The following is a 15,798-nucleotide window of genomic DNA, read 5'->3' on the forward strand; positions in this document are numbered from 1 at the left end:
AAATAGGTGTTTCAAAAATGACCCTTTATAAGTATCTCAGATATAGAGGGGTAAGCATTGGTATTTACAACAAAGCCAACTAATTATTTAGTTTGAAAAGTTAATTTTTCGGCTAATTACTATAAGAACCTCTAATAGCTTGATAATCTCACGCTTAACACTAATATCTGCTCCCTAATATAGATATTCATACTGAATCGGATCGCCGACGCGACTGTTTCTTACAGTCTGTATACTTGTAATTCTGAACTTTATTCTTTTTAAAGCCATTTTACCCATGATGGAATTATATTTTGCACTAAAGCAATGGGGCAATCTAACTTTACGATTATTTGAGACATAATTCCAAAGTTCGCTCCCTTGTTTAATCTTTTCAACTCATCATACATTTGAGACTATAACCAAAATATTCTCCTCTAAAATAAAATATATTGCCAAAAATCATTACTATTGTAGTTTTTATTATTAAAACCTTAATGTAAATACTTAAGGATTATTTATCCCTAATTGTAAGATGTCAGAAGAACATAAAAGAGTTTTAGAGCAACAACTTTGGAATATCGCGAACGCTTTGAGAGGCAAAATGGATGCGGATGAATTTCGTGATTATATTCTTGGGTTTATATTTTATAAGTATCTGGCCGAAAAGATGGAAATCTATGCTAATTCCATTTTAGAGCAGGATAAAATTGAATTCCGAGAGATTGATGAAAATACGGAAGAAGGACAAAGCTATATTGAGGCAATAAAAGAAGAAGCTCTTGAGACTTTAGGGTATTTCTTAAAGCCATCTGAGTTGTTTAGTGAAATTGCTAAAAGAGGGGAAACGAATATTTTCATTCTTGAAGATCTTCAAAAGATATTGACCAATATTCAGTTGAGTACTATGGGGACTCAAAGTGAGGAAGATTTCGATAATCTTTTCGAAGATATGGATCTTAACAGCACTAAACTGGGTAAAACGCCTGAGGCAAGAAACGCTATTATTGCAAAGGTATTAGTGCATCTAGATGAGATTGACTTTAGATTGGAACACACCGAGTTAGATGTATTAGGAGATGCCTATGAGTACTTAATTGGGCAATTTGCTAGTGGGGCTGGTAAAAAAGCTGGCGAATTTTATACACCTCAGACAGTTTCTAAAATTCTGGCAAAAATTGTAACTACAGAAAAAAATAAGCTTAAGTCAGTTTATGACCCTACATGTGGTTCTGGCTCTTTATTGTTGCGTGTAGCCAGAGAAGTAAAAGATGTCAATAATTTCTACGGACAGGAGATGAATCGTACGACGTATAACCTTGCTCGTATGAACATGATATTACATGGGGTGCACTATAGAAAGTTTGATATAAAACAGGAAGATACTTTAGAGCATCCTCAGCACCTTGGACTGCAAGCGGAGGCTATTGTAGCGAATCCTCCCTTTTCGGCTGTTTGGAGTGCCAATCCCTTGTTTATGAGTGATGAACGTTTCAGTCAGTACGGAAAACTAGCCCCTGCGAGTAAAGCAGATTTTGCTTTTGTACAACATATGGTTTACCATCTGGCTGAAAATGGAATCATGGCTATCGTTTTACCTCATGGTGTTTTGTTTCGGGGTGCGGCAGAATTACAGATACGTAGATACCTGATTGAACAAAAAAATTACTTAGATGCTGTAATTGGCTTGCCTGCCAATATCTTCTATGGCACCAGTATTCCAACCTGTATTTTAGTATTTAAAAAGTGTCGGGAAACACCAGACGATATTCTATTTATTGATGCCAGTAAGGAGTTTGATAAAATGAAAAATCAAAATGTGTTACGGGAAGAACACATTGAAAAAATTGTTGGGACTTATCGAAATAGAAACGTTGTTGAAAAATACAGCTATCGTGCTTCCTTAAGCGAAATCGCAGAAAATGATTATAACCTCAATATTCCTCGCTATGTAGAATCTTTTGAGGAGGAAGAGGAAATAGATATACAAGCGGTTATGAGTGAGATTAAATCGCTAGAGGCTAAACGAGCGGATTTAGACCTTCAAATAAATGTTTATCTAAAGGAACTTGGACTTATTTTTTAATCCTTAATTAAAAAACTTTGGGATTTAATATTTCAAGAAAAAAGAATTTGATATTTTTGCTAATATGGCAAAAATATCAAAAAAAATCACTAATGTTCCTAATTTAAGATTCCCAGAGTTTGAGGGGGAATGGGAGGAGAAGAAGTTGGGGGAGGTTCTGGATATAGGAAGTGGTAGGGACTATAAACATTTGCAAAAAGGCGATATACCTGTTTTTGGGACAGGGGGGTATATAACATCGGTTAATGATTACCTTTTTGATGGAGAAAGTGTTTGTATTGGAAGAAAAGGGACTATTAATAAGCCATTTTATTATAATGGTAAGTTTTGGACAGTGGATACTCTTTTTTATACTCATTCCTATAAGCATATTCTGTCTAAATTTATTCTTTATATTTTTGAGAATATAAATTGGTTAAAATATAATGAAGCATCTGGAGTTCCAAGCCTCTCTAAAAGCACTATAGAACAAATCGCTTTTTTTCAGCCAAATATTTCAGAGCAAAAGAAAATATCCTCTTTTTTATCACTTATAGATGAGCGCATACAAACCCAAATCCAAATAATTGAAAAATTAGAAACCTTAATTAAAGGGATTTGTCAAAAAGTCATTTACTCTAAGATTCCTAATAAAAAATTAAAAGATTGTGTAAACTACCATTCATCTTCATTAACTGAAACAGATATATCAGATAAAAATGGAATCTATCCAGTTTATGGAGCAACAGGTCTTATTTCATACATTCCGTATTACTTAATAGATGAAGAAGCAATTATGATTATTAAAGATGGGGCTGGGGTTGGGAAAGTTCAGTATGGCAATGGTAAGTTTTCAGTCATAGGAACTTTAAACTATTTAACCGCTAAAGAGCAAGTATATCTACGATATATTTTTTATTGTTTAAAATTTTTTAATTTCGATAAATACAAAGTAGGCTCGGGAATTCCTCATATTTATTTTAAGGATTACGGTGAGACTATTATACCTTTTCCTACCTTGAAAGAACAGGAAAGAATAGCAAATTTTTTATTAACAATTGAGGAGAAAATAAATGTCGAGAGAATTTTGTTACAAGATTATGAGATACAGAAGAAGTATCTATTGCAAAAGTTATTTATATAAATAGAAATTGAAGAAGATACTGTTTTTGCTGTTGATATTTGTTTAATAAGCTCTTCTCTGTGTGTGTTTTCCCATAAATAGAAGAGAGACATTCGGATATAATAATTTGCTCTTGTAAACAAGGCAAAGAAATTCTTAATTTCAATAATTCAGTTTTAGACATATTATATCGTGTACTTCCTTGTGCTAACTTCATAATTTGAGTACGAAAAACGGAACTTCTAAAAAGATAACTTGCAAAAAGTGGATTTAGAATATCAAATGATAATGGCCTATAACCAAAACAGAAACTATTAAGATACATTTCATCAACTTTATCTAATAAGACTGATGCCATTCCAATTTCATTAGGTGTTTCAGATGATATTGTAAAAAATATGTCTCCATATTTTACTTTATTTTGATTTTCTTCTTTAGAAACATCAACCAAGGCGCAATTTTGAATTTGAATATTTGGAGAATCGAAAATTTGTTTATATTGGATATATAATTTCCCTGTTCCGAAATCTTCTTTATTCTTTCCAGTTAGCCCATTAAAGGTTTCCCCAATATCTCCTAAAGTCTTAATCTTCCAGTCAGAAAATTCATTTCCATTATTCTTGAACCTAACTTTTTTGGAAAGCAATTGCTCCCTTAGCCCTTTAATTAAGGAATTATTTTCTCATGTGAGTACGCTTGTTGATAAATTATTTAATCAAACCTTTAGATTTAATGAACCCCATACTAAATGGAAAGAATATTCATTTAGTAATTTATTTAATTTAAGTACTGAAAAGAACACAAATAATACTGTAACTAACATTTTATCAGCCTCTCAAGCTCATGGAATGATAAGTCGTGAAGATATAGATATTGATATAAAATTTGATAAGAACTCTACAAAAAACTATAAAATTGTAGAATCCGGAGACTATATTATCCACTTACGTTCGTTTCAAGGAGGTTTTGCATTTTCTGATAAAAAAGGTATATGTAGTCCGGCTTACACAATTTTACGACCTACCTTATCACTTATATATGGTTTTTTAAGAGAATACTTTACCTCAAAAATGTTTGTCAACTCCTTAAAAACAGTAACATACGGAATTAGAGATGGACGGTCAATCAATGTGGATGAATTCCTGAAAATGAAAATATTACTGCCTTCAAATCATGAGCAAATACAAATAATAAATATTATCTCCACTATTGATGATAAGATTAAAATGAATATAAGACTTCAAGAGTTGTTCTTAAGACAAAAACAGTATCTATTGGGCAATTTATTCATATAAACAGTTTAGATAGAAGGTATTTTTTCTGGTTTTCTAATTGTTGCAATTCAATAGTTTCAATTTTAATTTTTCTATTAAAAGAGGAAAGAAAATTTGCAATTTTGCATTGCTCTTCAAAACAAGGAATTGGTATATCCATTTGTTCTAAATCTTTAGAATAAATATGCTTAACTGTTGTACCAGAAACCAACTCTATTATTTTTCTCTTTGCGTTATTCAAAAAATATGATAAAAATATAGAGTTAATAGTATCTTTTGGACGTAGTATGTTTATATCTCCACCTAAAATAATATTCTCCTCTAAAACTGTACTAGCTGTTGCGAGACCTTGTGGTGTTACGTCTGAACTTGGCATCAGTATATCACCAGCTTGACTTCTAGTCCCTTCTTTATTGGTACGAGAGAAAATGTCATAAATTACTTCATTATATATAGTAAATAGTTCTCCATAATGAATACATTTTAAAACCCCACTTAAATCAATATCATTTTTTGAAAGATTACTTCCTTTGAGAAACTTTACTACATTTCCTAATTTTTCTAATTTCCAATTACAAAAATTGTCTCCGTAATCGTCTCTAAACCTCAGTTGCTGAGAAAAAAGCTTCCTGCTAATCGTACTCTTTAATAATTTCAACTCCTCAATTATTTGGTTTTGGGTTTGGATACGCTCGTCTAAAAGTGATAAAAATAAAGCTATTTTTTGTTGTTCTTGCAGAGTAGGAAAATGTAAACTTATAAATGTAAGAATATCTTGTCCGACATTATATCTTGTACTCCCTCCTGATTTTGTAGTAATGCTTTTTCTTGCAGCAGGCGTTTTTAGAAGCTTATTTAGAAAAATGGGTTCATAATCACTAATTTTCCGACCTCTAATTATAAATCCTCCGAATGTCGCAGTTTTTTCTTTATCAAGGTAAACATTAGCGGTTCCTACTTCTTCTCTTGTTTCTGAACTTCGTTGAAAAAGAATATCACCATATTTTACAGAATATTTATCAAAAGTAGTATCGTCAATATCTACTAATCCAATAATATTATCATAAGTAATGAAATCATTAGATAGAATATCTAAAACGTTTATAAACTTAATTCCCTTTCCATATTGTTCCTTTGAAGCGTTAAGTCCATTTTTAAATTCTAATAAATCTCCCAACTTCTTCTCCTCCCATTCCCCCTCAAACTCTGGGAATCTTAAATTAGGAACATAAAGTATTTAGCGTTTCAAATCCTATTAGTGTTGTTTTGCGATTCATAAATAAATTTTTTAAATCCAATTCTTATGAATGTACAAAAACAAATGTCAGAAGTGATTAGTCTGTGGAAAACAGACAAAAAACAGTATGTGAAAAAATCAAGTTTCTCAGCTTATGTGCTATTAATTGAAAATCATTTATTACCTGTTTTTGGTGATAAAGGTCAAATTGAAGAAGTAGATGTGCAAGCGTTTGTGTTTCAGAAATTAGAGAGTGGGTTGAGTCAGAAGACGATAAAGGATATTCTGATTGTTTTGAAAATGATTCTCAAATTCGGAGCTAAAAACAAGTGGCTGGAGTATAAACCCTTCGACATTCAATACCCAACCGAGCGGGAGAAGCATAGTATAGAAGTACTTAGTCGCTCTGACCAAAAAAAGATAATGAAATATATTAATGAACACTTTACCTTCCGGAATTTAGGTGTCTACATTTGTTTAAGTGCAGGTATGCGAATTGGTGAGGTATGTGCGCTTACCTGGGAGGATATTGATACTGAGAACGGAATTATTAGCGTAAAGCGAACCATTCAGAGAATTTATACAGTTGAAGATGGGCATCGCAAAACCGAACTTATTCTAGATACCCCTAAAACAAAGAACTCTATTCGTGATATTCCGATGAGCAAAGATTTACTACGAATGCTTAAGCCTTTCAAAAAAATAGTGAACAACAGTTTTTTTGTATTAACCAACGACGCCAAACCTACTGAGCCAAGAACCTACCGGAGTTATTATAAAAATATGATGAAGGAACTAGGTATGCCTGAACTAAAATTTCATGGGCTTAGGCATAGTTTCGCTACCAGGTGTATTGAAAGTAATTGCGACTACAAAACAGTAAGTGTTTTGTTGGGACACTCCAATATCAGCACTACTTTAAATCTCTATGTTCATCCGAATCTTGAACAGAAAAAGAAAGCGATTGAACAAATGTTTAAGGGATTGCGATAAGTTTTAGCTTATGAATTAGGAGTAATGAATTAGAGTTATTTAATTTGTTGAATTTGTGATTCGGTACGTGGCTAAAGTAACCTAAACTCCTAATTCATAACTACTGTGAGTAAACAATCAGAACAAGTATTAGAGGAACAACTTATTGCTCAATTACAAAAACTGGGCTATCGTTATGTTCTTATAACTGATGAAAAAGGATTACTAAATAACCTGAAGACTCAGCTAGAAAAGCATAACAATATAGAGCTCAGCATTACTGAATTTGAGAAGGTACTGAATATATTGAATAAAGGGTCAGTATTTGAGAAGGCAAAAACACTACGGGAAAAACAGCATATTCTACGAGATAATGGAGACAATCTTTATTTTGAACTATTAAATGTAGACCATTGGTGCCAGAATGAATATCAGGTTACTCATCAGATAAAGCAGGAAGGGAAATATGAAAACCGCTATGACGTGACTCTACTTATTAATGGTTTACCCCTGGTACAGATTGAGTTGAAGCGAAGGGGATTGGAGATGAAAGAAGCGTTTAATCAAATCAATCGTTATCAAAAGCATAGTTTTGGTGCCGGGAATGGTTTATTTCATTTTATTCAGTTGTTTGTCATCAGTAATGGAGTTAATACTAAGTATTTCAGCAATTTCGGTATACATACACAAGAATTCTTGCAGACATTTCAATGGACAGACGAAAATAATAAACCACTAAATAATATTCTTACTGAATTCACGGATGTTTTTTTAGAACCCTGTCATGTTAGTAAAATTATCTGCAAGTATATAGTATTGAACGAAACAGACAAGAGGCTGATGGTACTACGCCCGTACCAATATTTTGCGGTTGAAAAAATCATTAAAAAAGTTACTGAAAATGAGATTCTGAATGGTTATTCAGTAGAGAAGAATGGTTATATCTGGCATACGACAGGTAGCGGTAAAACACTTACCAGTTTTAAAACCAGCCAGATATTGTCCAGAATTCCTGCTATCAAGAAAGTAGTTTTTGTAGTAGATAGGAAAGATTTGGACTATCAGACTAATCAGGAATACGACAAATTCAGCAAAGGATGTGTGAGTTCTGCAACCGATACAGATGACCTTATTCGAAAATTCAATGACCCTAACATAAGAATCATTGTTACCACTATTCAGAAACTTAATAATGCTATTATGGGGCGAAATATCTCCAGAATGAATGCCATTCAGCAACAAAGAATGGTTTTTATTTTTGATGAATGTCATCGGTCACAATTTGGTGATACTCATCAGCACATAGTCAGTTACTTTACTAATATTCAATTGTTTGGATTTACTGGTACCCCTATTTTAGCCGAGAATGCCAATGGAGAAAAAACAACCGTAAGTTTGTTTGGTAAGTGCTTGCATAAATACGTGATTACTGATGCTATCAGAGATGAAAATGTATTGAGATTCTCAGTTGAATATATCAGGACTTTTAAGCAGAAGGAAAATATTATAGACTTACAGGTAGAGCAAATTAATGAAACAGAAGTGTTTGAGGCCCCTGAACGTAAAAATGCGATTGTAGATTATATCATCAAATATCATGACCAGAAAACACAGAACAAAAACTTCTGTGCTATGATGTGTGTGCAGGATATTGATGCTGTGATTCAATATTATGAAATTTTTAAGGCTAAGAAATTAAGAGGTGAACACAAGCTGAAAGTAGTAACTATTTTCAGTTTTATGCAGAATGAAGAGGAGATGGATAATCAGGTTGCGATGTATGGGAATGTGAGTTTGGCAGCCGAACCTCAGTTACAATATGGCTATAAACCACATCGCCGGGAGCTTTTAGATGCCTATATTCATGATTTTAATATATTATTTGGTACTTCGCATAGCACTAAAGACAGTCAAAGCTTTTATAACTATTATAATGATGTTGCCAAAAGAGCAAAATACAAGGAGGCAGATATTCTATTGGTTGCCAATATGTTTCTGACTGGATTTGACAGTAAGTACGTAAATACGTTGTATGTAGATAAGAATTTACAATATCATGGACTGATACAGGCTTTTAGTCGTACAAACCGGACATTCGATAAAAATAAGACACAGGGAAATATTGTTTGTTTCCGCAATTTGAAAGATAAGACAGATGAAGCCATAGCTTTATTTAGTAATAAAGAAGCGATTGATGAAATCATTGTAGAGCCATACGAAAAATATGTAGAGGAATTTAATGAAGGTGTTCAGCGATTAATGGAAATTGCGCCACAAGTTAATTCAGTTGATAGCTTATATACAGAAGATGAACAAATGCAATTTATTATAGCCTTTAGAACATTAATAAGGCTGCATAAGAAAATGAGTCATTACAGTGAGTTTCAATGGGACGATTTAGTTATTGAAGAACAACTTTTTGCCGATTATACAAGTAAATATCTGGACATAAAGGAGAGAATCCCACTAATACCTAATGAAGATAAGATTTCTATTTTGAATGATATTGATTTTGAATTAGAGCTGATAAGAAGAGATATGATTAATGTAACTTACATTCTTCAATTGCTCATAAAGTTAAAATCTAAACACAATCCAAATGATAAAGAAGGCATAGAAAAGGAAATCTTTAATCTTTTAAATACTGAAGTTTCTTTAAGGAGTAAAAGAGAATTGATAGAAAAGTTTATTCAGGAGAATCTACCCTTTATTGAAGATACGGATGCTATTCCAGATGAGTTCGAAAAATTCTGGAACAAAGAACAGGAAAAAGCATTTATTGAATTAGTAAAAGAAGAAAATCTGTCTAAAGAGAAAGCGGAAAAGGTAGTTGAAAATTATCTTTTCTCTGAAAGAGAACCATTGCGTGATGAATTATTAGAATTGATAGAGGGAGAAAAGCCCTCTGTTTTGCAACGAAAAAAAACAGGAGACAGAATCTGGAATAAGCTATTGAACTTTGTTGATATGTTTGTTAGAGGGGTTGCTGGTAGTTAAAACAATAGGATTTTATATATTTTAGGCGTTCTTTGACTTTTTGAGCAATATGAATACGAGCATTGTCTAATACGAGACTGTAAATTAAACTGTGTCAAGGTAAAATTTAGCTAAAATGTTATTTTTACTTTAAACACAGTTTTTTTATGGAAGAGAAAGAAGAATTCGACTTTGAAGAGTTTAAAAAGCAAGCAATTGCAGGTATGTATGCTGGGAAGCCCTTTAGTGGTGAGAAGGGCATTTTTACACCTCTAATGACTCGGATCACCGAAGCGACATTTTTTAGAGGCAGCTTTAGCTGGGAGTTAGAAAATCACTTGGCAGAATCAAAAGCAAAGGGAATAGCTAATCGTAAAAATGGGGAGGCTATTAAGCAGGTAAAGAGTTTATCTGGAGAGTTTGAACTGTAAAATAGTAGAGACCGTTCAGGGACTTTTGAGCCTATGATTTTACCTAAGAGACAGGTAATAATTACAGAAGAACTTGAAACTAAAGTTATAGGTTTATATGGTTTAGGCATGTCTACCAGAGATATATCTTCTCATATCAAGGAGCTATATCAAATGGATATTTCAGCCACACAATTGTCGAGTATTACAGACAAAGACTAGGTGTCCCCATAATTCCTGCCATGCAAGAATGGCGTAGCAGACCCTTGGAGAACATCTATCCTATTGTTTTATGGACTGTATCCATTATAAAGTTAAAGAGAACGGTAGAGTAGTTTCACGAGCCATATACAACATTTTAGGAATAAACTTAGAGGGAAAAAAGGACTTAATAGGTATGTATGTGGTTGAAACAGAAGGACTAGGCGTCCCCGAGCCAAGTTCTGGCTTTCGGTTCTGACGGATTTAAAAAGAAGGGGTGTAGAGGATATTTTAATTGCTTGTATTGATGGACTAAAAGGCTTTCCAGAAGCTATTGCTACAATATACCCGCAAACCCAAATACAGCTATGTATAGTCCACCAAATACGCAATACTTTAAAAGATGTTCCTGAGAAAGATAAAAAGTCTTTTATAGCTGATCTTAAACTTGTTTATACCGCTGTAAACAAAGAAGAAGGTTTCAGACAATTAGAGACATTAGAAGCTAAATGGGGAAAGAAATACATTATTTGTGAAAAGCAAGTTCTTCTAAAACAGCCGCTTGGGTGGGTTCGAGCAAAGCATCTAAAAGACGTAAAACAACCATTGGCAAGATAACATCACGGTATTTTCCACGGACATAAACATCACGGAGGCAATCATCAGCAATCGACCATATAAAAGAGACTAATTTGTTGTGTACTGCAGTATTCATGTATTGTTTTTGGAGAGAAATAATGGGTAAATAGCGTAATAATTTTAGTTAAAAAGTAGCGAGCATTATCAATTGAGAAATGAATTTATTTCTTCATTTCCGAAATGATTCTTTTCAACTCTTTATTTTCATTGACATAATGCTGCAATTGTCCTTTCAGATAAGCTACCTGAGAGAGTAAAGCATCAACGGTACGTTCTTCCTCATTCCACGGAGCAGCTTCATTGAGGTTCTTTGCTTGATTGGCATATCCCCTACATGTTGAGCTACAATATTTAGCAGTCGAACGATTAGCGAAATATACAGTACCACAGTACAAACAAGTTTTCTCGAAAACTTTTGCGTTATATTTGAATTGACTTCTATCTAATGTTGGCATAGATTATAAATAATTAGATACTGTAAAGGTAGATGATTGAATTTTAAAACACAACATTATAATGTGATAAATGCGTTATAAAGCCAGTTTTTAAGATTTTCAACTATCATACTTAGGTCTAATTGGATACTACAGAGTTTCTTAGAATTTGAAATTCTTTTACAAATTTGGATTCCATCCATTCTAAAAAAAATGCTCCGAAACTTCCGCCCAACTTGAAATTATGAATCAGTTCTTCTTTACTTCCAATAGCCATTCCAGCTATATTTGTTTGATAATGATTAAAGGCTAATTCTACAATAAATGGACAATTCTCTTGTTGTCTGAGTTGCTTGAATTCTTCTAAAAACTGGGTGTTTAATGTTGGATTTATATCAAAAAGTGATTCTATTAACTTTAATTTTTCTACTTCGAACTGTTCTTTTTGAATCTGAATTTGTTGTTCTTTATCGGCTTGTTTTTGTTTTTGAAGTTGTTCTTCCTTTATCTTTTGCTTACGTGATGCTTCTATCTCCTTCTGTTCTTCTATTGGGTCAAAAATATTGGGTTGAGCCATCATAGATTGTATAAATCCCATTGGGTTGATGATTTTCTGGCCAACATGAATTAAGTTCTTTACTAATATTATTCGAGACTTAACGTAATCCTCTGGATAAATTTTGAGCCATTTCTGAACGGTTTTCAGGTTCGCCCCTTTCATATCTCTAACCATCGAGAATACTTCTCGTTCAATCAAATTAGTAATATTCAAATCTTCTACTTGCTGATTTTCTTCGGGCTTATTATTGGTTCTTAACTCTACAACACCACTATTTTTAAATATAAAAAAAATTAATTCTGTTACTTGTTTACCCAGCTTAATTTCTTCAAAAGTAAATCTAATATCTGTACTTTCTTGTAGGTCTTCTTGAGCCTTTTGAATAACCCTTTGTTTGAAATTAGCGTATAGCGGATACTTATCTGAAATATCAAGCATTTCTTTTAATTCCTGAACACTAAACCTTCTCTTACCAATTTTTTCGTATTGCTTCAACAATTCATAAATTCTGACAGAAAAAGAACTTTGAATATTTAAAACATTACGAATATCATACATTAAATATTGATTTTGTAATTGCAACAAAAAGGGTTTCATTTTGGGATGAAACGATATATCAATGTAATTGCCATCTTTTACAAAACTATCTACCCCTACTGCTATGTGTGTCAGAAACTCTTTTAGCCCTTCTGGTGTATCTCTTATTATTTTGATTTCCTTTTTTGTTAAGCCCTTTGCTCCATCTTTGAGCATCTGGTATGAGTTTTTATGAGATAAACCGAAATCTTTTACTACATCTTTTAAAAAAATTCTATATTCTTTAAAATCCTCATCATCAGCTTTTATCATAGTAAGCATTTTGGTAAATACTCGTGTTTCCCAAATATCAAACCGATAACGCCCCTCGACTAAATCGTTGGATTTCTTAATGAGTTTAACTGTTTTAGTCTCGTCAGTCTTTTTCTTCTTCATCGTGTAAAAATAATTTCAAATATAACACATATTTTTATATTGTTATATTTAGCCCCATTTTTGTTATACTATCCCCATTTTTGATATATTAAACCCCATAAATGTTATATATATCCCCATTTTCGTTATAACAGTCCCCAAAAGTGTTATACTACACCCCATTTTTGCTATATTTATACTAATAATCAACTGATTATTAGATAGTTACAGATGCTGAAATATTTTAAAATGTAATATTAAAATAAATAAAAATACATCAAACATTTAGTAATGATGATGAAAGAGATAAAATTTACTAAAAACAAATAAAAAATATCAATAAAATCCTCTATTGATATTTTCCTATCAATAGCCATTTTAAATTATAAAGTCACCCATTCCCCAAAAATGTTATATCAACTAAATATAACGTTTCCGGGGAAATTCAATTTAAGAAGTTTTTATATAGTCTTTAATCATATTATTAGACGTTTCAAATAGAAAATGGAGGTTATTGGTCATATATTTTTTAGGCATAACAATACCTCATTTTTGTTATAGATATTTTTATAACGGATTTGGGGAATATAAATAAGGCTAAAAATATGCTAAACGAGAAAGGATTTTAGTTGAATTATCATTTCAGCCTGTAAATCTACCTTTTTTTGATATATGAAAATTTACGATGTATCACTCACCCACATTATTTCGTCAAAATTATGGTAAGATTAGTGATTTTTGTCATTTTAAAGATTCTACTCCCCATTTTTGTTATAGATGATAAAAAGTTTATATCTGTTCTAATGAATTTAGAATAATTCTCCCCTCCCATTTTTAATGATAAAATATAGTACTTATAGTCAAATATAACTATAACAAAAATGGGGACATACCTGTATGCTTCTTTTAAAAAAACTTACGAGAATATATAATGCTTTCCAATAAGTGAAACGTTTTCACTTATTGGATTTTATTTTTACTTATTGTGTAAATAATATGATAAACTTACAAAAGTGAAACGTTTTCACTTTTGGGATTTACTTATATATTGATTTTTATATAAATATTTTATCAATATATGTTTTTTTATATATTTGTACGTCATAAACCTGATAATTAACATGATAAGTATCGAAATTGTACGAAAATTTCTAAACTCTAAACCATCTATTAATCGAACTCAGTTAGAAAAAGAAGCGGGTATACCCAACACAACCATCTATAAGGCACTTGAGGGAGTACAGCCATTCTCGGCGAAACATCTTGAAAAATTAGAAGCCGTTATGAGGAATTATGGATATTCTGAACAGATGTTTTCAAAGGCAAGAAGCATTTCATTAATTAATCATAAAGGTGGAGTAGGGAAGACCACCACCACAATTAATTTAGGAAAAGCACTCACGCTACTTGGCTATAAAGTTTTGTTAGTAGATATGGATTCTCAAGGAAATCTTTCACAGTGCTTTGGGATTCATAATCCAGAGAAACAAGTAATAGAATCATTGATTTCAAAAGAAACACTTCCTATTATCGAAATAGAAGAAAATCTTCATCTTTCTCCATCCGATATTAAGATGGCAACTTATGAAATTAAGCTAATTACAGAAGTTGGGGCTGAAATGCGTTTAGCTCGGAAGATTCAAGCATTTACCGACCAATATGATTTTATCCTTTTCGATTGTCCGCCATCCTTAGGCGTCATGACCATTTCGGCATTAAATGCTTCAGCAGAGTGCATTATTCCAATCCAACCAGAAAGTTCAGCGTTTAATGGTGTTAGAAATTTGATAGAAAAAATTGATAATGTAAAAGAATATACAAATCTAACTTTGAAGGTAAGAGGTTTTTTGTTTACCATGGTTCATCCTAATCAAACTATTCACCAAGTCGTGATGGAAAATGTATCAGAAACCTATCCATCAATACCGATTTTTAAAAGCATGATTGAGAGTCAAACTGTATTAAAACAAAGCCAATACCTCAATGAAGATATTTTTAAGTTTGATGGAAAATCAAAGGCAGCAAAGCAATATTTAGAATTAGCGAGAGAAGTAGCATCTATTGAAAAATAATTACTGAAATGACATCAAAAAAAGAACTTTTTAAGAAAAAAGCCCAAGAACTCACGGCAATTCATAATTCACCTAAACCAACAGTTCTTGGAGCCTTTAATGATATTGAAAGAGTTAAATCAAATATCCAGATATTACCCGAATTACAGGCATTTATACGTCCACTAACAAACGAACAGTTTTCTCAATTAGAACAAAATATCTTAACTCATGGATGCCAAGATGCTCTGATTTTATGGGAAACTTCAGATTATGAATTAGGTAGGGGAGAATCAGAACTATCGGTTTATGTGTTAGTGGATGGTCATAACCGTTATCGAATTTGTAAACAGAATACGATTGATTTTAAAATCATGCTCAAAACATTTGATGGAATAGACGCCGTGAAGGATTACATGATTGATTTACAAATTGGGCGTCGAAATCTGACCTTAGAAGAAGAATCGTATTACAGAGGATTAAAATATAATGCACAGAAAGGAAAACGTGGGATAGCATTACAATTAGCTCAGGAGGGTAGGGGAGAAGAGGTAGTAAACATAGCAGAAAATTTAGCAGAACAATTTAATGTAACTTCAAGAACAATCAAAAATGATGGAAAATATGCAGAAGGTTTAAATAAATTATCTTCAGAATTAAGAAATGACGTTTTACAAGGAAAAGGTAAAATCAGTAAGAAAGAAATTCAAGAATTAGCCAATGCTAATGTTCCTGATAATTCGGTTCACAACCTTGAAAATTTGATGACTAAAACCACTAAAGATGATTCTGCAAATGTTGATAGAAAAGAAAAGCTATTGATTGAGATAAAAAAACTAAGTGAGAATCTAAAAACAAAGAAGAATTGTGAATTATTGGCTGAAAAAGCTCTTTCACTTAAAGAACTTTTATAGAATGACTTTATTA

The 15,798-nt window shown here is 32.1% G+C and carries 12 protein-coding genes and 1 pseudogene; 8 read left to right on the forward strand and 5 right to left on the reverse strand.

Annotation, left to right across the window (positions count from 1 at the left end; all coding sequences use genetic code 11):
* Positions 1-514 precede the first annotated feature (514 nt).
* Complete coding sequence (locus WAA15_RS23200) at positions 515-2,065, forward strand: type I restriction-modification system subunit M (RefSeq protein ID WP_337045241.1); 1,551 nt, start codon at positions 515-517, stop codon at positions 2,063-2,065.
* A gap of 64 nt (positions 2,066-2,129) precedes the next feature.
* On the forward strand, positions 2,130-3,188 hold the full coding sequence (locus WAA15_RS23205) for a restriction endonuclease subunit S (protein WP_337045242.1): 1,059 nt from the start codon (positions 2,130-2,132) through the stop codon (positions 3,186-3,188).
* Here the strand turns inward: WAA15_RS23205 and WAA15_RS23210 are convergent.
* Positions 3,181-3,813, reverse strand: a complete 633-nt coding sequence (locus WAA15_RS23210; RefSeq protein WP_337045243.1) for a restriction endonuclease subunit S — start codon at positions 3,811-3,813, stop codon at positions 3,181-3,183. The genes WAA15_RS23205 and WAA15_RS23210 overlap by 8 nt on opposite strands.
* On the opposite strand from WAA15_RS23210, the gene WAA15_RS23215 reads away from it, so the two are divergent.
* On the forward strand, positions 3,788-4,462 hold the full coding sequence (locus WAA15_RS23215) for a restriction endonuclease subunit S (RefSeq protein ID WP_337045244.1): 675 nt from the start codon (positions 3,788-3,790) through the stop codon (positions 4,460-4,462). The two genes, WAA15_RS23210 and WAA15_RS23215, sit on opposite strands and share 26 nt — an antisense overlap.
* On the opposite strand, the gene WAA15_RS23220 is transcribed toward WAA15_RS23215, so the two are convergent.
* Positions 4,455-5,678 (reverse strand): restriction endonuclease subunit S, encoded by a 1,224-nt coding sequence (locus WAA15_RS23220; protein WP_337045276.1) that lies wholly within the window; start codon positions 5,676-5,678, stop codon positions 4,455-4,457. The two genes, WAA15_RS23215 and WAA15_RS23220, sit on opposite strands and share 8 nt — an antisense overlap.
* Positions 5,679-5,744: 66 nt before the next feature.
* Here WAA15_RS23220 and WAA15_RS23225 point away from each other — a divergent pair, with 66 nt between their 5' ends.
* The 3 genes and pseudogenes from WAA15_RS23225 to WAA15_RS24625 form a co-directional block, all read left to right on the forward strand.
* Positions 5,745-6,671, forward strand: a complete 927-nt coding sequence (locus WAA15_RS23225) for a tyrosine-type recombinase/integrase (RefSeq protein ID WP_337045245.1) — start codon at positions 5,745-5,747, stop codon at positions 6,669-6,671.
* A gap of 105 nt (positions 6,672-6,776) precedes the next feature.
* Positions 6,777-9,647: a type I restriction endonuclease subunit R gene (locus tag WAA15_RS23230; protein WP_337045246.1), complete on the forward strand. Its 2,871-nt coding sequence runs from the start codon at positions 6,777-6,779 to the stop codon at positions 9,645-9,647.
* 146 nt (positions 9,648-9,793) lie between these two features.
* Positions 9,794-10,762 (forward strand): annotated as a pseudogene (locus WAA15_RS24625) (IS256 family transposase); the annotation flags it as partial.
* 1 nt (position 10,763) lies between these two features.
* Here WAA15_RS24625 and WAA15_RS23255 read toward each other — a convergent pair.
* From WAA15_RS23255 to WAA15_RS23265, 3 genes are all read right to left on the reverse strand, one after another.
* Entirely contained in the window at positions 10,764-10,952 is a 189-nt protein-coding gene (locus WAA15_RS23255; RefSeq protein ID WP_337045249.1) for a type I restriction-modification system subunit M N-terminal domain-containing protein, read from the reverse strand.
* An 85-nt stretch (positions 10,953-11,037) separates the two neighbouring features.
* The gene (locus WAA15_RS23260; protein WP_337045250.1) at positions 11,038-11,331 is read right to left on the reverse strand and encodes a hypothetical protein; all 294 of its coding nucleotides are present in this window, start codon (positions 11,329-11,331) and stop codon (positions 11,038-11,040) included.
* A 118-nt stretch (positions 11,332-11,449) separates the two neighbouring features.
* Positions 11,450-12,841: a replication initiation protein gene (locus tag WAA15_RS23265; protein WP_337045251.1), complete on the reverse strand. Its 1,392-nt coding sequence runs from the start codon at positions 12,839-12,841 to the stop codon at positions 11,450-11,452.
* Between the two features lie 1,100 nt (positions 12,842-13,941).
* On the opposite strand from WAA15_RS23265, the gene WAA15_RS23270 reads away from it, so the two are divergent.
* The gene (locus WAA15_RS23270) at positions 13,942-14,892 is read left to right on the forward strand and encodes a ParA family protein (protein ID WP_337045252.1); all 951 of its coding nucleotides are present in this window, start codon (positions 13,942-13,944) and stop codon (positions 14,890-14,892) included.
* An 8-nt stretch (positions 14,893-14,900) separates the two neighbouring features.
* Complete coding sequence (locus WAA15_RS23275) at positions 14,901-15,785, forward strand: hypothetical protein (protein WP_337045253.1); 885 nt, start codon at positions 14,901-14,903, stop codon at positions 15,783-15,785.
* Positions 15,786-15,798: the final 13 nt, after the last annotated feature.

Source organism: Emticicia sp. 17c (assembly GCF_037153985.1).
Lineage (GTDB): Bacteria > Bacteroidota > Bacteroidia > Cytophagales > Spirosomataceae > Emticicia.